Genomic DNA, 24,789 nt, shown 5'->3' on the forward strand with positions numbered 1-24,789 from the left:
AAACAAGATGGCCTATATTACTATAGGCCATCGAAAGTCAATTTATGACTAATGTTTGTTATGGTACAAAGGCTATATGTTTCTCCTCATCAGGGGCGGCTAAGCTTGATGAAGAAGATTCCAATACAACAGGGGCTGACTCGACAATTAATGGCGTATGACCCGAAGCATTTAATAATCCATTAATTACCGCTAAATTATCATCAACAGTTTCCTCATTGGTATATTGTCCAATCAAGTCGACTCCGTCGAGAATAATGTGTTGTTCAAAAACGCCATCCTTGTCTGCATCGATATCGATGACAGTTGAAATGCCATCAGAATCCTCTTGCTGACTAAACAGTAAATAGTCTTGCAGTGTTTCTGCAGTGAAATTTTCAGGCAGGTCTTGCAACAGACTACTAAGGTCTAACGTGTCCTGAGTAACGTCAAAATCGGTGACATGGTCGACACTGTTATTGGTATCAGCATAACGCCAGACAAAGGTATCTTCACCATCACCACCAGTTAGTACGTCATTACCTTGACCACCATCAAGTGAGTCGTTGCCATCTCCTCCGTCAAGAACATCATTTCCACTGCCTCCACGTAGAGTGTCATCTCCAAGACCGCCAATAAGGGTATCATTGCCAGACCCACCAAGGAGGACATCATGACCACTTCCACCATCGAGATAATCGTTTCCTGCTAATCCAAGTAGGATATCCGAACCATCTTGGCCAAATAGTGAGTTATCACCATCGTCATCGTCATCGGTACCAGTAAGTACATCGTCATGTTCGGTAGCTAAGATTGTAGTTGACGAGCTTGGAGACGTACTAGTGGTATTATTACCGTCAACAGTTAAGGTGACTGTAAATGGATTACTACTATCAATATCACCATCGCTATCAATAATATTGGCATTGAAATTAAGCGTAGTACCAGTAGGTGAAGGTGCGTAGGCTGTGCCATTGATGTCATATAAATTGAAATCTAAACCGTTTAGATCTGGGTCTGTTTGGTTTATTGATTTCATGAAATCAATTTGTGAGATAGCAGCATAGCCTAGCGAATTAATAATTGAAATTAATTGGGTACTTGTGCCAGTCAATAGTGCTGAAGTGATTGAATTACCGTATTTGTCATAACCGTGTACGACAACACTGATATTTCCATTGTAAGTTTTGCCACTGTTTGCAGTGAGTCCCATCTTGCTAATTTGTGCAACATTATTCTCAAACGTGACGATTAATTTGTCATCATTACCAATATCTTTGCCTTCTCCGACACCAAAACCATTTTTTGAGCCATTTACAGTGTTATTAGAGGTGCCATCTCTTGACGTCGCAGTCAAAGTGAATGCTAAGTTGGATGGTTCTGTAGTTGAAAGAGTACCGTCTGATAGGCCGTAAAGTGTATCCCAATTACCACCTATAGATCCGGTTGACTTAACTTCAAATGGACTTAACTCGGTGATAGGTGAATTCAATGCAAATGTATATTCACCGCTCGCTGGATCTAGGGTCAGTGTGAATATAAGGTTCTGACTGCCATCCCAAGCATCTCCATCAGGATCGGTATAGGCAATTAAAACATTTGGCTCATCTTCATCTACGAAATAATAAATTTTCTCGCCATTGCCTGTAAATTTTCCTGATTCGTGGAACCAGGAGCTAGGATCACCTGCTGTCCACCCGACAATATTTACGCTCAAATCCGCGGCATATGGGTTGTTGTCTGCACCTGCAATATTTATAAATCCGGAAATCTCGGAATTTTCAGCATTCGCAACACTAACATTCGTTATAGATGCATCAATGATATCATCTTGTATAACAATGGATAAATCAGAACTTAAAGTACCTATGTCCTTAAAGTCGCCATCTGCAGACGTTGCTTGAATGACAATACCCTCAATCAGAGAATGTAGGTTCTCACCAGCTGCATTTAATTGTGGCAGGTTATCTAAAAGCGTTACCGTAACCGTAATATTACCGGTTTCGCCTGCTGCAATGGCTTGCTCGGGGTCAGCAAATGTAAGTTTGATTACTGATGCGCCGTCAGCATTCTCAAGGTGACCAACTAATTCAGAACCATCAGATGACAATTCCCAATAAATCACCACGCCATTGAGATTGGTTACTGTTGGTTGTGCATCGAAATGGAATTGGAACTGTGTGAGTGCTTCATTTCCTGCAGTGAAACTAACATTTACATTCGCTTGTGTTGATGCAGCATCACGTAAAGAGGATTCTAAAAGCACGACTTCAGCGCTACCGTCTATAACCACGGTCGCAGTATCGCTAGCTTCAACGGACTCGTTATCTGCCTTATCGGTTTGCGTGGCGGTGACAGTGATGCTTTCTTTTTCATCTGGAGCCGTTTCAGTCCAGCTGATGACGCCAGTGCTTTCGTCATAAGAGAAGGTTCTGGTTGAATCATCATCCATTAACGTCCAATCACCGTCGTCATCAAACTCAAGATAGAGCTTAACGGTGGTAGTCTCGCCTGCATTCTCAATATTGAGAGTGACAAAGCCACCTTCTTGGAAATCTGCATCATTGATGGTGACTTGGATTTGGACGTTATCACTACCGATTTCGTCCTGAGTCAATAAGCCATCACCAGGATCGCCGTCGTCGACAATGAGGACGGTAGGTGCGTCAGGTGCAGTTTCATCGTCCACGGTCGCAGTATCACTGGCTTCAACGGACTCATTGCCCGCCTTATCGGTTTGCGTGGCGGTGACAGTGATGCTTTCTTTTTCATCCGGAGCAGTTTCAGTCCAGCTGATGACACCGTTGCTGTAGCTAAATCCTGCAGCAAGCGCATAGCCACTTTCGGCATCAGCATCTTCGACATACAGGTCGCCGTCCATCAGGTAGAGCACTACGGTGGATTCAGTACCACTGTTGTCGATATTGAGAGTGACAAAGCCACCTTCTTGGAAATCCGCATCATTGATGGTGACTTGGATTTGGACGTTATCACTACCGATTTCGTCCTGAGTCAATAAGCCATCGCCAGGATCGCCGTCGTCGACAATGAGGACGGTAGGTGCGTCAGGTGCAGTTTCATCGTCCACGGTCGCAGTATCACTGGCTTCAACGGACTCATTGCCCGCCTTATCGGTTTGCGTGGCGGTGACAGTGATGCTTTCTTTTTCATCTGGAGCAGTTTCAGTCCAGCTGATGACACCGTTGCTGTAGCTAAATCCTGCAGCAAGCGCATAGCCACTTTCGGCATCAGCATCTTCGACATACAGGTCGCCGTCCATCAGGTAGAGCACCACGGTGGATTCAGTACCACTGTTGTCGATAGTGAGAGTGACAAAGCCACCTTCTTGGAAATCCGCATCATTGATGGTGACTTGGATTTGGACGTTATCACTACCGATTTCGTCCTGAGTCAATAAGCCATCGCCAGGATCGCCGTCGTCGACAATGAGGACGGTAGGTGCGTCAGGTGCAGTTTCATCGTCCACGGTCGCAGTATCACTGGCTTCAACGGACTCATTGCCCGCCTTATCGGTTTGCGTGGCGGTGACAGTGATGCTTTCTTTTTCATCTGGAGCAGTTTCAGTCCAGCTGATGACACCGTTGCTGTAGCTAAATCCTGCAGCAAGCGCATAGCCACTTTCGGCATCAGCATCTTCGACATACAGGTCGCCGTCCATCAGGTAGAGCACCACGGTGGATTCAGTACCACTGTTGTCGATAGTGAGAGTGACAAAGCCACCTTCTTGGAAATCCGCATCATTGATGGTGACTTGGATTTGGACGTTATCACTACCGATTTCGTCCTGAGTCAATAAGCCATCGCCAGGATCGCCGTCGTCGACAATGAGGACGGTAGGTGCGTCAGGTGCAGTTTCATCGTCCACGGTCGCAGTATCACTGGCTTCAACGGACTCATTGCCCGCCTTATCGGTTTGCGTGGCGGTGACAGTGATGCTTTCTTTTTCATCTGGAGCAGTTTCAGTCCAGCTGATGACACCGTTGCTGTAGCTAAATCCTGCAGCAAGCGCATAGCCACTTTCGGCATCAGCATCTTCGACATACAGGTCGCCGTCCATCAGGTAGAGCACCACGGTGGATTCAGTACCACTGTTGTCGATAGTGAGAGTGACAAAGCCACCTTCTTGGAAATCCGCATCATTGATGGTGACTTGGATTTGGACGTTATCACTACCGATTTCGTCCTGAGTCAATAAGCCATCGCCAGGATCGCCGTCGTCGACAATGAGGACGGTAGGTGCGTCAGGTGCAGTTTCATCGTCCACGGTCGCAGTATCACTGGCTTCAACGGACTCATTGCCCGCCTTATCGGTTTGCGTGGCGGTGACAGTGATGCTTTCTTTTTCATCTGGAGCAGTTTCAGTCCAGCTGATGACACCGTTGCTGTAGCTAAATCCTGCAGCAAGCGCATAGCCACTTTCGGCATCAGCATCTTCGACATACAGGTCGCCGTCCATCAGGTAGAGCACCACGGTGGATTCAGTACCACTGTTGTCGATAGTGAGAGTGACAAAGCCACCTTCTTGGAAATCCGCATCATTGATGGTGACTTGGATTTGGACGTTATCACTACCGATTTCGTCCTGAGTCAATAAGCCATCGCCAGGATCGCCGTCGTCGACAATGAGGACGGTAGGTGCGTCAGGTGCAGTTTCATCGTCCACGGTCGCAGTATCACTGGCTTCAACGGACTCATTGCCCGCCTTATCGGTTTGCGTGGCGGTGACAGTGATGCTTTCTTTTTCATCTGGAGCAGTTTCAGTCCAGCTGATGACACCGTTGCTGTAGCTAAATCCTGCAGCAAGCGCATAGCCACTTTCGGCATCAGCATCTTCGACATACAGGTCGCCGTCCATCAGGTAGAGCACCACGGTGGATTCAGTACCACTGTTGTCGATAGTGAGAGTGACAAAGCCACCTTCTTGGAAATCCGCATCATTGATGGTGACTTGGATTTGGACGTTATCACTACCGATTTCGTCCTGAGTCAATAAGCCATCGCCAGGATCGCCGTCGTCGACAATGAGGACGGTAGGTGCGTCAGGTGCAGTTTCATCGTCCACGGTCGCAGTATCACTGGCTTCAACGGACTCATTGCCCGCCTTATCGGTTTGCGTGGCGGTGACAGTGATGCTTTCTTTTTCATCTGGAGCAGTTTCAGTCCAGCTGATGACACCGTTGCTGTAGCTAAATCCTGCAGCAAGCGCATAGCCACTTTCGGCATCAGCATCTTCGACATACAGGTCGCCGTCCATCAGGTAGAGCACCACGGTGGATTCAGTACCACTGTTGTCGATATTGAGAGTGACAAAGCCACCTTCTTGGAAATCCGCATCATTGATGGTGACTTGGATTTGGACGTTATCACTACCGATTTCGTCCTGAGTCAATAAGCCATCGCCAGGATCGCCGTCGTCGACAATGAGGACGGTAGGTGCGTCAGGTGCAGTTTCATCGTCCACGGTCGCAGTATCACTGGCTTCAACGGACTCATTGCCCGCCTTATCGGTTTGCGTGGCGGTGACAGTGATGCTTTCTTTTTCATCTGGAGCAGTTTCAGTCCAGCTGATGACACCGTTGCTGTAGCTAAATCCTGCAGCAAGCGCATAGCCACTTTCGGCATCAGCATCTTCGACATACAGGTCGCCGTCCATCAGGTAGAGCACCACGGTGGATTCAGTACCACTGTTGTCGATAGTGAGAGTGACAAAGCCACCTTCTTGGAAATCCGCATCATTGATGGTGACTTGGATTTGGACGTTATCACTACCGATTTCGTCCTGAGTCAATAAGCCATCGCCAGGATCGCCGTCGTCGACAATGAGGACGGTAGGTGCGTCAGGTGCAGTTTCATCGTCCACGGTCGCAGTATCACTGGCTTCAACGGACTCATTGCCCGCCTTATCGGTTTGCGTGGCGGTGACAGTGATGCTTTCTTTTTCATCTGGAGCAGTTTCAGTCCAGCTGATGACACCGTTGCTGTAGCTAAATCCTGCAGCAAGCGCATAACCACTTTCGGCATCAGCATCTTCGACATACAGGTCGCCGTCCATCAGGTAGAGCACCACGGTGGATTCAGTACCACTGTTGTCGATATTGAGAGTGACAAAGCCACCTTCTTGGAAATCCGCATCATTGATGGTGACTTGGATTTGGACGTTATCACTACCGATTTCGTCCTGAGTCAATCGTTCATTATTGTCGGTGTCATCAACGATTAATACCGTTGGGGCGTTGGGTGGCGTGGTATCAGCACCGTAGGTTTCAGTATCCGTGGCGGTTTTAGAGTTACCCGCTGCATCGGTGGCGGTGACAGAGGCGGTAATGCTGTCGGTGGTGGCACCGACTAAGGCACTGGCATCGACGTCAACGCTGAAGCCTAACTGGCCGTCAATCATGACCACGGTAGTGGTGATAAGGGTTTGTCCATCCAAGCTCAGGGTGACAGTGTCGCCCAGCTGTACATCGCCGCCGACAGTACCACTTAAGGTGACTTTACCGCTGCTTTCTGCTTGGTTAATGACGTTGTCGCCGCCGACTACGATAGGGTTCAGGTCAATGCTGGCGCTGATGTCGGTATCGACGCCGTAGGTTTCAGTATCCGTGGCGGTTGCTGAGTTACCGGCAGTATCGGTCGCGGTGACAGAGGCGGTAATGCTGTCGGTGGTGGCACCGACTAAGGCACTGGCATCGACGTCAACGCTGAAGCCTAACTGGCCGTCAATCATGACCACGGTAGTGGTGATAAGGGTTTGTCCATCCAAGCTCAGGGTGACAGTGTCGCCCAGCTGTACATCGCCGCCGACAGTACCACTTAAGGTGACTTTACCGCTGCTTTCTGCTTGGTTAATGACGTTGTCGCCGCCGACCACGATAGGGTTCAGGTCAATGCTGGCGCTGATGTCGGTATCGACGCCGTAGGTTTCAGTATCCGTGGCGGTTGCTGAGTTACCGGCAGTATCGGTCGCGGTGACAGAGGCGGTAATGCTGTCGGTGGTGGCACCGACTAAGGCACTGGCATCGACGTCAACGCTGAAGCCTAACTGGCCGTCAATCATGACCACGGTAGTGGTGATAAGGGTTTGTCCATCCAAGCTCAGGGTGACAGTGTCGCCCAGCTGTACATCGCCGCCGACAGTACCACTTAAGGTGACTTTACCGCTGCTTTCTGCTTGGTTAATGACGTTGTCGCCGCCGACTACGATAGGGTTCAGGTCAATGCTGGCGCTGATGTCGGTATCGACGCCGTAGGTTTCAGTATCCGTGGCGGTTGCTGAGTTACCGGCAGTATCGGTCGCGGTGACAGAGGCGGTAATGCTGTCGGTGGTGGCACCGACTAAGGCACTGGCATCGACGTCAACGCTGAAGCCTAACTGGCCGTCAATCATGACCACGGTAGTGGTGATAAGGGTTTGTCCATCCAAGCTCAGGGTGACAGTGTCGCCCAGCTGTACATCGCCGCCGACAGTACCACTTAAGGTGACTTTACCGCTGCTTTCTGCTTGGTTAATGACGTTGTCGCCGCCGACCACGATAGGGTTCAGGTCAATGCTGGCGCTGATGTCGGTATCGACGCCGTAGGTTTCAGTATCCGTGGCGGTTTTAGAGTTACCGGCAGTATCGGTGGCGGTGACAGAGGCGGTAATGCTGTCGGTGGTGGCACCGACTAAGGCACTGGCATCGACGTCAACGCTGAAGCCTAACTGGCCGTCAATCATGACCACGGTAGTGGTGATAAGGGTTTGTCCATCCAAGCTCAGGGTGACAGTGTCGCCCAGCTGTACATCGCCGCCGACAGTACCACTTAAGGTGACTTTACCGCTGCTTTCTGCTTGGTTAATGACGTTGTCGCCGCCGACCACGATAGGGCTCAGGTCAATGCTGGCGCTGATGTCGGTATCGACGCCGTAGGTTTCAGTATCCGTGGCGGTTTTAGAGTTACCCGCTGCATCGGTGGCGGTGACAGAGGCGGTAATGCTGTCGGTGGTGGCACCGACTAAGGCACTGGCATCGACGTCAACGCTGAAGCCTAACTGGCCGTCAATCATGACCACGGTAGTGGTGATAAGGGTTTGTCCATCCAAGCTCAGGGTGACAGTGTCGCCCAGCTGTACATCGCCGCCGACAGTACCACTTAAGGTGACTTTACCGCTGCTTTCTGCTTGGTTAATGACGTTGTCGCCGCCGACCACGATAGGGTTCAGGTCAATGCTGGCGCTGATGTCGGTATCGACGCCGTAGGTTTCAGTATCCGTGGCGGTTTTAGAGTTACCGGCAGTATCGGTGGCGGTGACAGAGGCGGTAATGCTGTCGGTGGTGGCACCGACTAAGGCACTGGCATCGACGTCAACGCTGAAGCCTAACTGGCCGTCAATCATGACCACGGTAGTGGTGATAAGGGTTTGTCCATCCAAGCTCAGGGTGACAGTGTCGCCCAGCTGTACATCGCCGCCGACAGTACCACTTAAGGTGACTTTACCGCTGCTTTCTGCTTGGTTAATGACGTTGTCGCCGCCGACCACGATAGGGCTCAGGTCAATGCTGGCGCTGATGTCGGTATCGACGCCGTAGGTTTCAGTATCCGTGGCGGTTTTAGAGTTACCCGCTGCATCGGTGGCGGTGACAGAGGCGGTAATGCTGTCGGTGGTGGCACCGACTAAGGCACTGGCATCGACGTCAACGCTGAAGCCTAACTGGCCGTCAATCATGACCACGGTAGTGGTGATAAGGGTTTGTCCATCCAAGCTCAGGGTGACAGTGTCGCCCAGCTGTACATCGCCGCCGACAGTACCACTTAAGGTGACTTTACCGCTGCTTTCTGCTTGGTTAATGACGTTGTCGCCGCCGACTACGATAGGGTTCAGGTCAATGCTGGCGCTGATGTCGGTATCAATGGTAGCGCTGTCGCTAGCGGAGTCAGTGTGACCCGCTGGGTCAGTTACGGTCGCTGTAAGCGTTAGTTTGGTGCCATTGGCTGGTGCTGGGGTTTCTAAATTCAGGCCATTTGCCAACATGTCAGCGGTGACAAGGCCGCTGAAGAGTTCATTACCGTCTTGGTCAGTGATGACTAAGGTATCGCCTATGGCAGTAGTGGCGCCGAGAGTCACTGAATAATTCACGTTACCATTGAGTTCGCTGATGTTAATCCAGCCATCGTTGTTGGCATCTTCAGTGATGACAATTGACACTGCAGGGGCGGTAAGATCTACACTTCCATTATCATCGGCAGCTCCACTATTACCTGCTGGGTCAGTCACTGTAGCTTCTGCTGTATATGAGCCTTCGGCTAGAGGGGTGGTTACATCGGCAGAGTAAGTGCCATCGTCATTAACAATGGCTGTTAGAGTTTGTTGGTCACCATTGCTATCAGTTATAACAATGGTTACAACACTACCAGGATCTGCATCTGTGGTACCAGTGATTGTAGGAGTTGTATCTTGAGTGTTGTCAGGGGCATCAACAGTGATAACTGGTGGGATGGTATCAATTAATGCAGTATCACTGCCCTCTGGTGATACATTACCAGCAGTGTCAGTAATTGTTGCGATTACGGTGATAGTGGCGCCTTCACCTGGTGAGGGGAAATCGAGATTAACGAATCCGTTATCGATGTCTTGCTGTGATAGCACGTAATCAATACCATTAACGGTTAAGGTATCTCCAGCAATTGCGCCTGTATTATCTAAGCCGATAGTAACATTAATTATTGTGCTTCCATTGAGTTCTGCATTACTAATGAATTCATCATTATTAAGGTCTGTATTAATGGTTACACTTGGTCCACCATTTACAACAGGAGTAACATCAATATTTAACGTAGCAGTAGAGCCTGTATTAGTGGTGTAAACCACTTCTGGTACTTGGCCGTTCCAGTTTGTGTTTGGTGTAAAGGTGTAAGAGCCATCAACATTAAGGACTAAGCTACCACCGTCGAGTAGTACTGTTGTTCCCGCGGCATAACTGTTTCCGTTAACACTGAAGCTAGCAACTCTTAGTAAAGAGTCGATATCACTATCGTTATCAAGAACATTGCCTATGGCTACTTCACCCTCTGCAATGGTATTGGTGTCATCAACTAAAACCGAAGGGTCATCGACAGGAATTACATTAATAGTTAAATTTGCTGTTGCACCAGTGTTAGTGGTGTAGGTTATTAAAGGAAGTTGGCCATTCCAGTTTTCATTTGGTGTAAAAGTATAACTACCATCGCTATTGATAATTAGGTTACCACCATCAAGAATGACAGTGGTTCCAGTTGCATAAGTCGTATCGCCAACAGTAAAACTAACTACAGTGAGTAAGGTGTCAGGATCGGAATCGTTATCCAATACGTTCCCAGTCGCAATTTCATCTTCATTAATCTCGTTGAGATCATTAGCCAAAATGGAGGGGACATCGGTGATGGTTTGTTCTGTTATGCCCGCATCTGCAGCTAAAAGTACTTGGCCGCTACTGTCATATCCAGCTGAGGCTAAAGCTTCTGCGCCATCACGCGAAAGACTCACATAACCAGAGTCACCTCCGCCCCCTGCGATTGGGGTGTTACCTGCGGCGGTTTCTGGCAAACCTAGAGTGGGGTCTTCACCAGAGGCAATTAAATCCTGTAATGCTTGGATTTCTGAAGGGAGAGCCTCACTAGAAGCGCCTGGAGCTGCAAATGCTGACTCAGATTCGCTTGGGACAGCTTCGTTAGATAGCTTAGTGCCATCGTCGAAGGTGATCTCATAGGTTGCATTGTCCCCGATTGTTAGCACAGCGCCTTTAGGGAGCACATCTCCATCCTTAGCGGATTGAGTTGAACCATTAACTTCGACACTGATTTGCCCTTTAACAAGCTTCAGCAAACCATTTTTAGATGTAGTGACGGATCCCATAATAAGCTCCCAACAGCTTAAACTGTGTTAACCAAGATACACAAATTCAACATTTGTTTTGAAGATGTGATGCAATTGATGAAATATTAGCTGGTGTTTTGAGCTAAGTCAATTTTTTGACGCGACGGAATTGCTTGCTGTGACTGGGTTTTACTGTGCTTTCGAAGGGGGTGACAATATTTGATAAATCACTATATCTAGTGTGGTTTATGTGATTTTAACCGTATTTAGTATCTTAAATTAGTTGAAGGTTAACAATAGTACAACAACTCTATACTGTCTAGTCGCTAAAAAATTTAGTTTAGAGACATGATAAAATTTGGGCTAAACGCTCTGAATTGGGCGAAACACATGCCGTGCACTTTTTAAAGGTACACGGCAAGGTTTGATTAGAGGTTCACTGCTTGGCGGTAGCTTTGGTTGGCATTTGCCTGTTCACCCAATTGTTCTTGAATGCGGGCGAGGGCTAGCCAGGATGCTTTGTTAGGTGCGATACGACACACGTTTTGCCAACATGTCTTGGCTTCTTTTATATCCCTTGTCTGCTCATAGAGTTGGGCTAAGCAAATTTGATAGTCAGCATTATTCTCATGGGTAATTTCATGCTTAAGCAGCTGCTTACGGATCTCGAGATCATGGGCAGTCGTGATTTGAGGAATGACAGTTAACAGCGGAGCTTCAGGTGAGCTACGTAGTTTTTTCGAAACTAACTTTAATGCCTGTTCTCTTTTATTAAAGCGGCACAGTGCCACGGCATAAATTGAAAGGTATTCAGATTGATTTCGCTCACTGCGGCTTAGCCATTGCCAGCACTGTTCTAGTGCCTCTTCACCTTTCATACCTGCAACTTTAAGTAACGCGGTGTTTGTCTCCAATGTTAAGGCATCAAATTGCGCGTCATCAAGGAGTTGACGTTTCTTTAGAATGGGCAGTAGTAGCTTAAGCGCATCCCAATCTTCTTGTGCGCGGTAAAGTTCCAACGCGAGTTTAAGAATGGGCGTCTTACTCTTGCTGGTAGGTGCTAATTTATCGAGCTCTGTGCGGGCTTGAGCGAGGTCGCCTTGCTTGAGTAAATAGCGGGTGCGAGTGGTCGCGACTGCGGTTTCAGCATGGGGCTGTGCTGCAGCACGTGCAAGATAGCCATCGCGCTCAGTTATTTTATTTTGATATTGAGCAGCCCTTGCTGCGGCTAATAAATTCAGTGCCGGTAGCTCACCGTTGTCAGCCCCCTTAATCATTGCCCGCTCAGCTGCAGGCCAATCTTCTTCCGCCAAGGCCAGTGCACCGATAAGGGTGTTCTTTTTCGCTGAACGTTTACGCCACTGCTGGGGAATAAAACGGCTGCGAAGTAATAAATTAATCGCGCCAATCACTAGCCATTCCAGTATTTGGAAGAGGGCGTAGAAAATGATCAGCATAAAGATGCCAAAGACTAAGCTAGTTTCGAGTTGGTAATCGCCGGCTGTGATATAAACATAACCTGTATTACCAACAACCCAAGGACTAAGACAGAGTCCTATAAGCACAACTCCAAGAAAAATGAGTGCCTTAATCATAGCTGCGGTTCCTCTTCTGAGGTCAATTCACCGTAACTGGTTAACTGTAATAACAGTGGTTTAGCCGCAAAAGATGTCAAGGTAATTAGGTTGAGTTCAAGTCCTGCAAGCTCATCAATCTTAGCGATAGTTTCTTGAGTTTGATGAGCCCGTGTATCGAAATAGGTTTGCAGCCACTGCTTGGCCATCATCAATGATTGACGATACGAAGCGGCGTCATAACGATACAAGGCTAATTGCGATTGCAGCAGTTTATGGCGAATGTTTTCAACTAAATACCATTGTTGATCTGGGGCGAGTAGTGCTGGGGCATCTGCTGTGCGGTGGCGAATGGTAATAAAGTCTTGGGTGATGGCTTTCCAAGTTTTATTGAGGTTTGCTTGCCAATCGGAGACATCTGCGGAAATAGTCGTGTCTTCCTCGGCATTGGCTTCACCGTCGTTACGGCTCAGTGGCAGCTTATCGAGCTGTTCAATCAAGGCGTCGAGGGCGAGTACATTGCCGTCGATATCAACACTTTTCATATTTGCAGTGGCAGCAATGTCCTTAGCTAAAGCTTTACGAATAGGCAGCAAGGCTGGATTATTCATGGCCGCAATGGTTTCATCGGCGGACTTGAGCAAATCGGTGGCGGTGCGTGGGTCCTTTTCGAGCCAGAGTTTACGTCCGGCCATATTCACTAAATATTCCGCTTCAGCAGCCATCCAGTGGGTTGGGCTACGCTGGGCTAACTTGTTAATTCTTTCATGAAGTTGGCTTTGGCCATTGGCCAACTTTGAAAGGTCTTGGAAGGTTTTAGCGTCATTAGCTTGTTGCTGTTCAAGCTGGCTAATACGTAGGTTGGGTTGCTGAAGCGCTTGTTGTAACTTTTCCTGCAGTAGAGTGTTTTTGCCTTCTTGAAGCACTAATTGCTGTTGTAATTGTTGATACAGCATAAAGCCTGCACCGATTGTGCAAGCGGATATGCCTAAGGCGAGTAAGACACCAAAGCGGATCCCCCAAGAACTGCGGGTTGGGGTCGAGCCAGAATCGGCCTTTTGCGTTGAAGCGATTTTCGGTGCTGCAATTTCATTTTTAGCCGTCGCGTCAGTTGCTTCAACTGGGGGAATGTCAGCAGTTTCAGGCTTGATTGGCTCGGATTGATCCGATGCGTGTTCCACTGATTCTGGGTTTGCTGATGCTAATTTTTGCGACTCAGGGCCTTGTGCTTCGTGCTTATTATCCATTTAACCGTCCTTAAAAACATGCTGCAGCCGAATTCGAGTAAAATCGGGCTAAAATAGCACTTAAAGTTCAAGGGCGATTAGCACGGCTTTGCTGTTGGCGGCATTGGCATTGGTGACTTGGGTTATACCAAAGGCATGAGCTTGAGCTTCTACTCGGTTACTGGGGACTATGATATGACATGAGCGCAGCCATGCAAATAACTCTTTTGGCACTAGATTTATTAGGTTCTCTAGTATTTCACCACTAGTCACCACAATAGTATCTATCCCAGAATCTATCCACTGTTGCACGATTTTCTGTCCATCAAGCTTAGGACAAGCCCTTTGATAGACTTCCCAATAACGTACATTGGCACCACGTGCAGAGAGTTCTTCGGCCAGCAATTCGCGCCCGCCAACCCCTCGAATGATAGTGATGTTTTTGCTTTGAATTTGTTGCAACTGGTCAAGGCTGAGTAAACCTTCACTCTGCTGACTCTCTTCTGGCGCTTCCATTGCGATGATGCCGAGCGTATCAAATGCTTCCCAAGTCGCATGCCCAACGGCGAAGTAGGGAACTTGTGGCCAAGCAATTGTGTTACCAGAGTTTATTGATGCAGCTTGAATGGCACTCTCTGCAAAACTCACTGCATTGGCGCTGATACAAATAATTAGCTCTGCAGTAGCAATTGGATGGGAGGGAGAAAATTCGAGCAGCGGTGTAGGTTCAACACACAAGAGTGGGGTCACGCAGTGGTCGATGCCCCTTTCTGTTAAGGCATCCACCATCGACTGATTGCGCCCCTCGGGGCGCGTCAGTAAGATCTTCATCGACTTAGGCTTTAGCGTAAACGGCGTCGAGAATGGCTTTGGCCCCTTTGCTTAATAACTCGTCGGCAAGGGCGACACCTAGTTGAGTGGCTTCGGTCTTAGGACCTGTGATCACGCCTTCGATGATTTCACTGCCGTCAGGGTTGCCGACTAAACCACGCAGCGTCATCTCCTCGCCATTAATCTCGGCAAAGGCACCGATTGGTACTTGGCAACCGCCTTCTAAGCGGGTGTTCATGGCGCGCTCGGCAATCACGCGGTAGCGGGTTTCTAAATGCTCTAGTGGCGCCAATAGGGCTTTAACACGCTCATCGTTGGTGCGACATTCGATACCGACAGCGCCTTGACCGTTTGCAGGCAATGATTCTTCGGCAGAGATAAAGCTCGCGATACGTTCAGACAGTTTTAGACGAATTAGGCCGGCAGCAGCGAGGATAATCGCATCGTATTCGCCATTATCGAGTTTGGCGAGGCGAGTCCCTACGTTACCGCGAAGGTCTTTAATGATGAGATCTGGGCGAGTTGCACGTAATTGACACTGACGGCGCAGGCTCGATGTGCCTACGATTGCGCCCTGTGGTAATTCGCTGATTGATTTATAGATATTTGAGACGAAGGCATCGCGCGGGTCTTCACGTTCGCAAATTACCTCAAGGCCTAAACCTTCGGGGAAATCCACAGGCACGTCTTTCATCGAATGCACGGCGATGTCAGCTTGATCTTCGAGCATGGCGACTTCGAGTTCTTTTACAAACAAGCCTTTACCGCCGACTTTGGCTAATGGCGTGTCTAAGATGACGTCACCCTTAGTGCTCATAGGCAGCAGCTCAACAATGATACCTGGGTGGATGCGCTCTAATTCGGCTTTAACAAATTCGGCTTGCCACATGGCGAGCGGGCTCTTGCGGGTAGCGATACGGATACGATTTTCAGACATGCCTAGCTTCCATCAAAGATCTTAGTTGCATCAATGCTAACATTGGCAATGGGTTAATGTAAGAAAGCCATTGTGATTCTTTGAAGTCGGCTAGGTTCTAAATAGGTCAAAAGTGTGACGTGCATCCCATTTTGTTGCTCTGTCTTGCAAAAGTGTTAACATGAGCACACTTCTAATAAGTTATTAGGCGCCGTGTTCAAGGATGGATCAGCAAAGCCAGTTTCCTGAGATTGCCGAGAGACTTAATCAGGTTCGTATCGCACGAGCTCAAGCTTTGCTTTCGCCCTTGCAAAAACACTTATTCCAACTCATTCCCTATTTTCTCCACCATAATGCGCTGCAGTTGCCGGGCTATACCGACGTCAAAACCCCCTGCGGTGTTCATGGCTATGTACCTAACTCGGTCGAATCCTTAGCCTGCGATGTCTTTAAGCTGCCATTTATGGATGATGCTGCAAAGTATTATGCCTTTGAGGGCGTGTATGCCATGGGCAGTACTGCTAGTTTTGGCCAAAACAAAAAAAGCGATGTGGATATTTGGCTGGTTCATAACGCGCAGTTGACGGAATCTGAACTGGCATTAATTCGCTGCAAGATGACGAGTCTCACGGCATGGTTTGCTGATTACCAATTTGAAGTGAATTTTTACCTCGTGCATCCGCAGCAATTTAGCGATGGCGCATTGTCGAGATTAGGCTGCCAGTCTTCCATGGCCCATGAACACAGTGGCAGTACTCAGCATTGGTTATTACTGGAGGAGTTTTACCGTAGCCAAATTCGTTTGGCAGGGAGAACCATTGCCTGGTGGCCCGATGCTAAGTTAATCCCAGGATTGCTTTACCTAGGCAATGTACATGAGTTGCCCGCCAGTGAGTATTTTGGCGCCTCACTTTGGCAACTCTATAAGGGGCTGAATAAACCCCATAAAGCACTCATTAAAGTACTGCTACTTGAAGCCTACGCCAGTGACTATCCCAACTCGCAGCTGCTATGCGACAGGTTATGGCAAAAAACACTTGAAGGGGATTTTTCGACCAGTAACGATGCTTATTACTCAATTTATGAGGTCATCGAAGCCTATTTAGTTAAGCAAAACGATGCTCGAAGGTTGGAAATTGTCAGGCGCTGCTTTTATCTCAAATGCGGTGTTTACCTAAGCCGCGCCGATGAGAACAAAGATTGGCGTTATCCTAAGATGCAGCAGTTAGTGCAGGACTGGCAGTGGCCCGACAGTCTTATCCAGACGTTGGATGACTGTGAACATTGGCATAGCGGCCAGCTGCATTGGTTTAACGATCAACTCAATCAATTATTGCTCGCGAGTTATCAGACTCTTTTACGGTTTGCATCGACCCATGCCCTTAACGAAGGGCTGAGGATTGAAGAGCTAGGCATGTTAACGCGCAAGCTACATACCTATTTCAGTCAAGACGAAGATCAGATTGCTAAGCTCAATTTGCTCTGGAGTCGAACGGTGGCCGAGTCCGAAGTGACTATGGTCTCAAGCGATCAAGAAAATCGCTATTACCTTTATCGGCAAGGGCCAAGTCCACAAAACCTATTAGGTGAGCCTGCAATTTGTAAGGGCAAGACACCGTCTGCACTAATGATTTGGGCGTGTTTGAATGGCGTTTCGACGCCTGAGACTAAATGGCACGATTTCGGTCAGAGTAAGGTGAAGTCTCGCCGCTTAACAGAGGCCGCGCAGCGACTGCTGAATTTTATCGACCACGACTGGCGGGTCTCTAAGCTCGATTTGTGTCAGCCCTGGCACTTTAGAAAGCTAATATTTGTGCTCAACCTCGATTGCGACCCCACCATCGAATGGCGCGGCCAAGAGATGATGGTCGACATGATGAATGCCAACGTATTCTCCCTTGGGCGTAAAAAGGAAAATATGCTCGGCGCCTTGGATGCGATTTGTTTGAACAGTTGGGGTGAGTGGCAATGCCATCGCTTTGAGGGCGAAACCGCCGTTTTGCAGGCGCTCGCGTTTGTGACGCCGGGTCTTAGACGTGCTACCCAGAGCGTTGATATGGACGTGATCAGCTGCTCGCAAAAACTCAGGCCACAGCTTAAGTTGGCGGTGAAAAACCTGCTCAGACAAACCGTGCGTCTTTGTCGGCAGGCACAGCCGTCGAGCACCTTAGTGCAACCACTGCAAATCAGTCACACCCGCTATGGCATTTTCTTTAATGCGCTGGGGATGGCCTACCAAGATTTAAGTGATGCAAAGTCTTTTTATCAGCAGTTATCGCACTCGCATTTAGTACAGTTGCCGCGACCTAAACTAGGTGACGATCCTTTTACCAGTATGCCCAAGATTATTCAGAACTTTGCGGCTAAGGGTGCGATTCAATATTTCCTGCGTCAGCGCGCCGACAATTTGGATGTGTTTATCCTCGATGAGGACAATCAGCTGAGTCACTATGTACAGTCGGGCTCGAATATGGCGGAGCTAGTGAACAAAGTGAGTCATCACTATGTATTTGATGAATATTATGCGGCTAAGGCGAGATTTAATATTCCGCAATTCTTCCATTTAGTGCGGGTGGCGGGCGAGCTAACGGTAATGCCCTTTGGGGTGGATTTAACCAATGCAGATGTGGAGTTTTAGGCGGGAGTGACTCCCGCCCAAACAGCTTAGAAGCTTAAGTCGATACCGCTTTGACGAAGGATCGACTCCTGAACAAAAGGCATAAACTCGCCGCCGTTGCGGCCGTCAATCCATTTTCCGTCAACAAAACCAAAGTGATAGCCACCAAAGCGGGTCGCTACCCAGATTTCGTGTAGGGGTTCTTGTTTGTTAATGACGATCTTCGAACCATCGACAAATTCCAGTTGTAAAACGTTGCCGCTGGCGTCGATATCGACATCGGCGTCCTGTTCATCAATCGCGGTTTCAATGGCGGATTCTATCGCTTGGAACATGTCATCGGCGAGCTGGTGAAATTCTGTATCTGTCATGGCCATGCATTTCTGTCCTTTGCTTTCGTCAAGATGGGTGCGATTATAAGGCCATTAGTCACTAGATGCACAGATGTTGAGAAAAATGAGACTGTTTTTATTGTTATTGCTTGGTAGCCTATTCATCACGGCATGCGGCCAAAAAGGGCCTCTGTACAAATCCTCAGCAGCAGAGGTGACTCAGCCTAAAAAACTTAAAACGCCAAAGAGCGTGGCGACTGAGGCACAGCCGAGTGCGGTAAGCCAAGCAGAAGCTGAAAAAACACAATAAAGATAAAGAAATAATAAAAATCGCAGTAAGGAATCGGACATTGGATCACTTTCTCTACCAAAATAACACCCTACATGCTGAAGGCTGTCAGGTTAACGATTTAGCTAAAACCTATGGCACCCCACTGTACATTTATTCACGCGCAACCTTAGAGCGTCACTGGCACGCGTTTAATAATGCGGTGGCCAGCCACCCGCATTTGATTTGTTACGCGGTAAAAGCCAACTCTAACTTAGCCGTACTTAATGTGCTGGCGCGCCTTGGCAGTGGTTTTGATATCGTCTCTGGTGGTGAACTTGCCCGTGTTATTGAGGCCGGTGGTGATCCTGCGAAAGTCGTGTTCTCGGGCGTAGGTAAAACCGTTGCTGAAATGGAGCAAGCATTAAACCTAGGTATTTACTGCTTTAACGTCGAATCGAGCGCCGAGCTTGAGCAACTCAACGAAGTTGCGGGCCGTTTAGATAAAGTTGCCCCAGTGTCTCTGCGCGTTAACCCAGACGTAGATGCTGGTACTCACCCCTATATTTCGACGGGTCTTAAGGAAAACAAATTCGGTATCGCGATGGATGAGGCCGAAGTCGTGTTTGCCCGCGCCCATGAATTACCGAATCTTAAGGTGAAAGGCGTGGATTGCCATATCGGTTCACAACTCACAGAGATTCAACCTTTCCTCGATGCGATGGACAGAATGTTAGCCTTGATAGACCGTTTGGCCGCGCAAGGTATTGTGATTGAACATTTCGACGTCGGTGGCGGGTTAGGCGTGACCTATGACGATGAAACACCACCGCACCCAGATGTTTATGCGGCAGCGCTGCTGGAACGTTTAGGTGATCGTCAGCTTAAGCTCATTTTTGAGCCAGGCCGCGCCATTGCCGCGAATGCGGGGATTTTCGTGACTGAGGTGCTGTATCTTAAGGAAAACAGCGACAAGAACTTTGCGATTGTCGATGGCGCAATGAACGATTTAATTCGTCCAGCGCTTTATAGTGCTTGGCAGAACATTATTCCTGTGAATCCGCGCAATGAGCCAACCCACAAATTCGATATCGTGGGCCCAGTGTGCGAGACCGGTGACTTTTTAGGTAAAGACCGTGACTTAGCCATCGCCGCAGGTGACTTATTAGTCGTGCGTTCGAGCGGTGCCTACGGTTTTGCCATGGCGTCTAACTACAATACCCGTCCGCGTGCGGCCGAGGTGATGGTCGATGGTGACAAGGCTTATCTCGTGCGTGAGCGAGAAAAATTAGCGCAACTGTGGCAAGGTGAGCAGCTGCTGCCTTAGGCTAATCTCAGCTCAGGATAATAAATGTATATCAAACAGCTCTTTGTGCCGCTTAACTAGGTTGAATTGACTTACAATTGGCTTGCTATTGTTGCGGTAATTCGCCTTGTCATCAGTGCAAAGCCTAAGTTTGAAGTAACGTGCTTAATTTATGCTGTGTTGATTGGATTTATTCATCTCTAAACCAGAGTTGAGGTTAGAGTAAAATATTATATTGATTCAGGCGCTTGACTAGGGACTGTTAGCAAGCGCCAAGGCTTAAAGGATAAGTATCTTGATCCAATTCACTAAGATGCACGGGCTGGGCAATGACTTTATGGTGGTCGACGGTGTCACTCAGAATGTGTTCTTTTCGCCTGAGCAAATTCGTCGCTTAGCCGACAGGAATTTCGGCATTGGTTTCGACCAGTTACTCTTGGTCGAGCCGCCCTATGATCCCGATTTGGATTTTCATTACCGTATCTTCAACGCCGATGGGGGCGAAGTTGAAAACTGTGGTAACGGCGCCCGCTGTTTTGCCCGTTTCGTGCGTAGCAAGGGACTGACTAATAAGAATAAAATTCGCGTCAGCACCGCCGTGGGTAAGATGACATTGCGCCTCGAGCGCGATGGCACAGTGACCGTTAATATGGGCGTGCCTATTCTCGAACCGAGCCAAATTCCTTTCAAGGCCAAAAAAGCCGAGAAAACTTATCTCCTGCAAACACCGCAGCAAACCTTCCTTTGCGGTGCCGCTTCTATGGGCAATCCCCACTGCGTGCTTGAAGTTGAAGATGTGGCCAATGCTAATGTGGCCGAAATCGGCGCTATGCTGACGAAACATGAGCGTTTTCCTCGCGGAGTCAACGTTGGATTTATGCAGGTCGTAAACTCAGGCTATATTAAGTTAAGGGTTTATGAGCGCGGCGCGGCCGAAACCTTGGCCTGTGGTACGGGTGCCTGTGCAGCTGTAGTTGTTGGTCAAATCCAAGGCAAGTTAGATCAGCAGGTTAGAGTAGATTTACCCGGTGGCACTTTAACCATCAATTGGGAAGGCGAAGGCAAGCCACTGTGGATGACGGGCCCTGCGCAGCACGTATATGACGGACAAATTCAGTTATGACAGAGACAATGATACCGCAGTCTAATCTGCCTTTTGATGAGTTGATCATTCGCGAGTATCTGCTCGACAATCCGGATTTTTTTAATCGTTATCCCGAGCTGTTATTGGCGATGCGTTTGCCTCACCTCGACCGTGGGGCGGTATCTTTGGTTGAGCGTCGCCAGGAGCTGTTGCGTCAGCGAGTCGCCCAGTTAGAGGAAGAGATCACCAGCCTCCTAGCTATGGCCGCCCGTAACGAGAAAATTTTCGTATTCAACACTGAGTTGTCGTTTAAGTTGCTCGATTGCGTGAATTTAGAGTCGCTTAAAGAAGTACTCGCGGATAGTTTGAAAGAGCAGTTCCATTTTACCCATGTGCGTCTTATCAGCGTGCTCGAAGCCGATGTCGAGATGAAAGCCATTTGGGAACAGCGCCTTCGTAAACAGTATTACTTTGGTCGCTTAACCCAGCAGGAAGCCAAGCGTTTATTCGGCAGTGAAGTGGGCTCGGTAGCGCTTGTGAAGTTAGCCGATGATATGCCGGTGATTTTTGCCGTGGCGAGTCAGGATGCCGCCCATTTCCACCCCGATATGGATAACACCTTACTCGAACAACTACGCCGATTATTGGCCCATATGTTGGCTAAGCTCTGATCGGCGTGTGTCTTGTCATTTGAATGGTAACTTGGCTGCAATCCTGTATTTCAGTGCGTTGCAGTTAGGTAAAACTGGATGATGTTAGCACGGTGACTCACTCTTATGTCTGAACCTTGCAGCCAATATTTACAGCAGTTTGAGACCTATATGCGCTCGGAGCGCCAACTCTCGGCGCACACTGTCCGCAATTATCTCTATGAATTGCAGCGCGGCAGCGAGTTGCTGCCCGAAGGCATTAACCTTATTAACGTTGGGCGTGAGCATTGGCAGCAGGTGATGGCCAAGTTACACCGCCAAGGGCTAAGCCCGCGCTCTCTTTCATTGTGGTTATCCGCCATCAAGCAATGGGGCGAGTTTTTACTGCGGGCCGAAGTTATCAGCCTTAATCCTGCCAAGGGGTTAAGTGCGCCTAAACAGGCTAAGCCGCTGCCGAAAAATATCGATGTCGATTCCTTAAGTCACCTGTTAGAAATCGATAGTGACGATCCCCTCGCGCTGCGTGACAAAGCCATTATGGAGCTGTTTTATTCCAGCGGTTTACGTTTAGCGGAATTAGCCGCGCTCGATGTGCAAAGTATCCAGTACGACCAACATGAAGTGCGCGTAGTGGGTAAGGGCAATAAGGATCGTATCGTCCCTGTTGGAAGAGTGGCGATTAAGGCGCTGAAAGCTTGGTTAAATTGCCGCGAGGCTATTGCCTGTGAGGATAACGCGCTGTTTGTGACCCAGCAGGGTAAAAGGTTATCCCACCGCAGTATTCAAGTACGAATGAACAAATGGGGCCAAGAGCAGGCACTGGCGATGCGAGTGCACCCTCACAAACTCAGGCATTCCTTTGCGACCCATATGCTTGAATCCAGTGCCGATCTGCGGGCGGTACAGGAGTTACTGGGCCATGAGAATTTGTCGACCACCCAAATCTACACTAGCTTGGATTTTCAGCATTTAGCTAAGGTGTATGATAGTGCCCATCCGAGGGCGAAAAAACAGCAGGATAAATGATGCGTTGTTACCTAAGACCGCAAAATATCAAGGCTATCAGTTTCGACCTCGATGACACACTCTACGATAACTACCCGCATATCTTAAGGGCTGAAGAGCAGTTAATTCAGTTTTTACATCAACAATATCCCTTAACCCAGAATTGGCATTTTCACGATTGGCGCATTCTTAAATTGCAGTTGTTAAAGCAACATCCTGAGCTTGCCCACGATACCTCGGCAGCGAGGGTTGCAACACTCGAAAAAGGTTTAGCGGAGCTCGGTTACAGCGACGCAGAGGCAAAGCTCGGCGCTCAGGCGGGGCTTGATTGTTTTTACTACCACCGCAGCGATTTTAAGGTATCAAACGAGGTGCTTAAGCTGCTCAGCGAATTAGCTAAGTATTATCGTCTGATTGGCATTACTAATGGCAATGTGGATGCTAAGCGGATTGGTCTTAGTGATAGCTTTGAATTTGTACTGCACCCTGGCAACGGGGTGCGGATGAAACCCGCAAAGGATATGTTCGATCTTGCCTGTGAGCGGCTCAACATTGAGCATAAGCAACTGCTACATGTTGGCGATAGTATGAATGCCGATGTTAAGGGGGCGAGACTTGCGGGGTGTCAGTCGGTGTGGTTAAACCCCAGTTTTGGCCGAGTCGAAACAATACCGATAACCGCAATACTGCCCCATGTGGAGATCACTGCTCTTCATGGGCTTGCGCACCTGTTATTGCCGTAAACCTTCAAGTCACCCTGTTAACGGCCCTTTAGCAACTTATTACAATGGTGGGCGCGGCGCATTAGCTGCGTCACCTGCCTTCGGCTGGCGTGCATATCCGCATCGCCGACGCGAAAATAAGTGCCTGTATATGCATCACCGCCAATAAAAATAGGCTTTAAGTGTTCGGGCGCTTCTGGGACGCGGATCCGAATAAGCTTTTTATTCAAGATTTCAATTAGCTGCACATCAGATAATGCCAATATGTTGTGGCTGGTTTGGCTTGGATCGTCGAGGATTTCCCAAAAGTGCTCTAACACCGGCAGGGGATTGGCAATACCCTCGATGGTGAACTGTCCCTGATCTTCCCGTACCCCGAGAATAATCTCGCCCCCTAAGGTGTTGGCAAAAGAGCTATAGGTTGCCCAGATATCTTCGGGCAATTGTCCTTGGCCATCGCGCCCAGCGGCGAGCTTAAATTCCACTTGGGCGGATTCGTGTAAATCTGAAATATCATCGAGCACAAAGGGAGGATTATTCATGGATGTCTTATCCCTCTATAACACTTCACTTTTTGTAACATGCTAACCGATGAATGACCAGTTTTTCGCCAATCTAATGACCAGCGAAGTTGCTAGTGCATTTTGATCAGGGGAGGTGTGGTGAGAGCGATTAAAGGAAAAGGCGAAACGCTTGAATCCAAAAGCGTTTCGCCTACAGGGCGGTGCAATTACAGCGTTGTGGAATTACTTTTAAGTGCCATCACAACTTAGTGCTTAAACCAAATCCCCGAGAGCAGCGACTCTGGTAGGGTTACCACTAAGGTGTCGTCGGCGTTATAAAGCGAAGCGGTTGTGACTACGCCCTGCGCCGTCAGGTTTTTACAATCACTCTGTGACACATCGACGCTAGTGATGCCTTGTTGGCTAAATTGGCCGCTAAATTGACAATCTAGCCACTCACCCGAGAAGCTTCCATCTTGATTAATAGTAACCTCTGCGACATCACCATCGACTAGCACTTGATAGTTACCCGCCAATGTAGCGATATCCACAGTGCTCGCCTCGACTGCGCTAAAGCTGATACTTTGACCATTCAGCGTGCAAGTTAAGCTGCTTTCGTCCTGCTGGCATTGATGCTTACTATCGAACTCAATTTGGCCAGTGGTGTTATCGAAACTCGCAGCCCACTGCATTTTCGTATCGCGCTCATCCAAACTTTGCAGGGTAATAAGCGCTGAATCCACTAAGTTGGCCTGCCACAGAATGGGCATACCTTCGTCGGTTAAACTCACGGCCTGATAGTGACCAGCGGTTATGCTGTGGCTTGGTGTTTCGACTGTCGGCTCGCTATGGTTATCGTCCCCACATCCCGTGAGCGCAATAATAGGTAGCCAAGAAAGAATGATGCGTTTCATGGCCTGC

Annotated in this window: 15 protein-coding genes; 7 read left to right on the forward strand and 8 right to left on the reverse strand. The window is 48.6% G+C overall.

The window, feature by feature from the left end; translation table 11 throughout:
- Positions 1-58: 58 nt before the first annotated feature.
- The 5 genes from K0H61_RS01385 to hemC form a co-directional block, all read right to left on the reverse strand.
- Positions 59-10,873 (reverse strand): Ig-like domain-containing protein, encoded by a 10,815-nt coding sequence (locus tag K0H61_RS01385; protein WP_220050993.1) that lies wholly within the window; start codon positions 10,871-10,873, stop codon positions 59-61.
- 389 nt (positions 10,874-11,262) lie between these two features.
- Positions 11,263-12,429 carry a heme biosynthesis HemY N-terminal domain-containing protein gene (locus K0H61_RS01390; RefSeq protein WP_220050994.1) on the reverse strand — a complete coding sequence of 389 codons (1,167 nt, stop codon included), beginning with the start codon at positions 12,427-12,429 and terminating at the stop codon, positions 11,263-11,265.
- Complete coding sequence (locus K0H61_RS01395; protein WP_220050995.1) at positions 12,426-13,655, reverse strand: uroporphyrinogen-III C-methyltransferase; 1,230 nt, start codon at positions 13,653-13,655, stop codon at positions 12,426-12,428. Before K0H61_RS01395 ends, K0H61_RS01390 begins: the two co-directional genes overlap by 4 nt.
- A 60-nt stretch (positions 13,656-13,715) precedes the next feature.
- Positions 13,716-14,465 carry a uroporphyrinogen-III synthase gene (locus K0H61_RS01400; RefSeq protein WP_220050996.1) on the reverse strand — a complete coding sequence of 250 codons (750 nt, stop codon included), beginning with the start codon at positions 14,463-14,465 and terminating at the stop codon, positions 13,716-13,718.
- Positions 14,466-14,469: 4 nt separating this feature from the next.
- Positions 14,470-15,402 (reverse strand): hydroxymethylbilane synthase, encoded by a 933-nt coding sequence (gene hemC, locus K0H61_RS01405; RefSeq protein ID WP_220050997.1) that lies wholly within the window; start codon positions 15,400-15,402, stop codon positions 14,470-14,472.
- A gap of 202 nt (positions 15,403-15,604) precedes the next feature.
- Here hemC and K0H61_RS01410 point away from each other — a divergent pair, with 202 nt between their 5' ends.
- Positions 15,605-18,019, forward strand: a complete 2,415-nt coding sequence (locus K0H61_RS01410; protein WP_220050998.1) for a class I adenylate cyclase — start codon at positions 15,605-15,607, stop codon at positions 18,017-18,019.
- 26 nt (positions 18,020-18,045) lie between these two features.
- Here K0H61_RS01410 and cyaY read toward each other — a convergent pair whose 3' ends face one another.
- Complete coding sequence (cyaY, locus tag K0H61_RS01415; protein ID WP_220050999.1) at positions 18,046-18,375, reverse strand: iron donor protein CyaY; 330 nt, start codon at positions 18,373-18,375, stop codon at positions 18,046-18,048.
- A gap of 67 nt (positions 18,376-18,442) precedes the next feature.
- On the opposite strand from cyaY, the gene lptM reads away from it, so the two are divergent.
- The 6 genes from lptM to K0H61_RS01445 all read left to right on the forward strand — a co-directional run bounded on the left by lptM (position 18,443) and on the right by K0H61_RS01445 (position 23,386).
- A complete protein-coding gene (lptM, locus tag K0H61_RS01420; RefSeq protein ID WP_434086598.1) occupies positions 18,443-18,640 on the forward strand; it encodes an LPS translocon maturation chaperone LptM in 198 nt (65 codons plus the stop codon).
- A 40-nt stretch (positions 18,641-18,680) separates the two neighbouring features.
- On the forward strand, positions 18,681-19,925 hold the full coding sequence (gene lysA / locus K0H61_RS01425; RefSeq protein WP_220051001.1) for a diaminopimelate decarboxylase: 1,245 nt from the start codon (positions 18,681-18,683) through the stop codon (positions 19,923-19,925).
- A 274-nt stretch (positions 19,926-20,199) separates the two neighbouring features.
- On the forward strand, positions 20,200-21,027 hold the full coding sequence (gene dapF / locus K0H61_RS01430) for a diaminopimelate epimerase (protein WP_220051002.1): 828 nt from the start codon (positions 20,200-20,202) through the stop codon (positions 21,025-21,027).
- A complete protein-coding gene (locus tag K0H61_RS01435; protein WP_220051003.1) occupies positions 21,024-21,659 on the forward strand; it encodes a DUF484 family protein in 636 nt (211 codons plus the stop codon). The genes dapF and K0H61_RS01435 overlap by 4 nt, the downstream gene beginning before the upstream one ends.
- Positions 21,660-21,764: 105 nt before the next feature.
- A complete protein-coding gene (xerC, locus tag K0H61_RS01440) occupies positions 21,765-22,664 on the forward strand; it encodes a tyrosine recombinase XerC (RefSeq protein ID WP_220051004.1) in 900 nt (299 codons plus the stop codon).
- On the forward strand, positions 22,664-23,386 hold the full coding sequence (locus K0H61_RS01445; protein ID WP_220052383.1) for an HAD-IA family hydrolase: 723 nt from the start codon (positions 22,664-22,666) through the stop codon (positions 23,384-23,386). Before xerC ends, K0H61_RS01445 begins: the two co-directional genes overlap by 1 nt.
- Before the next feature lie 17 nt (positions 23,387-23,403).
- On the opposite strand, the gene K0H61_RS01450 is transcribed toward K0H61_RS01445, so the two are convergent.
- Both K0H61_RS01450 and K0H61_RS01455 read right to left on the reverse strand, forming a co-directional pair.
- Positions 23,404-23,907: an AlbA family DNA-binding domain-containing protein gene (locus tag K0H61_RS01450; RefSeq protein WP_220051005.1), complete on the reverse strand. Its 504-nt coding sequence runs from the start codon at positions 23,905-23,907 to the stop codon at positions 23,404-23,406.
- A 227-nt stretch (positions 23,908-24,134) separates the two neighbouring features.
- Positions 24,135-24,782 (reverse strand): hypothetical protein, encoded by a 648-nt coding sequence (locus K0H61_RS01455; RefSeq protein WP_220051006.1) that lies wholly within the window; start codon positions 24,780-24,782, stop codon positions 24,135-24,137.
- Positions 24,783-24,789: the final 7 nt, after the last annotated feature.

Origin of the sequence: Shewanella acanthi (genome assembly GCF_019457475.1) — a bacterium.
Lineage (GTDB): Bacteria > Pseudomonadota > Gammaproteobacteria > Enterobacterales > Shewanellaceae > Shewanella > Shewanella acanthi.

Excerpts from the sequence above, each read along its gene's own strand:
- K0H61_RS01385 (WP_220050993.1), bottom strand. The coding sequence starts at position 10,873 with ATGGGATCCGTCACTACATCTAAAAATGGTTTGCTGAAGCTTGTTAAA.
- K0H61_RS01390 (WP_220050994.1), bottom strand. The coding sequence starts at position 12,429 with ATGATTAAGGCACTCATTTTTCTTGGAGTTGTGCTTATAGGACTCTGT.
- K0H61_RS01395 (WP_220050995.1), bottom strand. The coding sequence starts at position 13,655 with ATGGATAATAAGCACGAAGCACAAGGCCCTGAGTCGCAAAAATTAGCA.
- K0H61_RS01400 (WP_220050996.1), bottom strand. The coding sequence starts at position 14,465 with ATGAAGATCTTACTGACGCGCCCCGAGGGGCGCAATCAGTCGATGGTG.
- hemC (WP_220050997.1), bottom strand. The coding sequence starts at position 15,402 with ATGTCTGAAAATCGTATCCGTATCGCTACCCGCAAGAGCCCGCTCGCC.
- K0H61_RS01410 (WP_220050998.1), top strand. The coding sequence starts at position 15,605 with ATGGATCAGCAAAGCCAGTTTCCTGAGATTGCCGAGAGACTTAATCAG.
- cyaY (WP_220050999.1), bottom strand. The coding sequence starts at position 18,375 with ATGGCCATGACAGATACAGAATTTCACCAGCTCGCCGATGACATGTTC.
- lptM (WP_434086598.1), top strand. The coding sequence starts at position 18,443 with ATGTTGAGAAAAATGAGACTGTTTTTATTGTTATTGCTTGGTAGCCTA.
- K0H61_RS01435 (WP_220051003.1), top strand. The coding sequence starts at position 21,024 with ATGACAGAGACAATGATACCGCAGTCTAATCTGCCTTTTGATGAGTTG.
- xerC (WP_220051004.1), top strand. The coding sequence starts at position 21,765 with ATGTCTGAACCTTGCAGCCAATATTTACAGCAGTTTGAGACCTATATG.
- K0H61_RS01445 (WP_220052383.1), top strand. The coding sequence starts at position 22,664 with ATGCGTTGTTACCTAAGACCGCAAAATATCAAGGCTATCAGTTTCGAC.
- K0H61_RS01450 (WP_220051005.1), bottom strand. The coding sequence starts at position 23,907 with ATGAATAATCCTCCCTTTGTGCTCGATGATATTTCAGATTTACACGAA.
- K0H61_RS01455 (WP_220051006.1), bottom strand. The coding sequence starts at position 24,782 with ATGAAACGCATCATTCTTTCTTGGCTACCTATTATTGCGCTCACGGGA.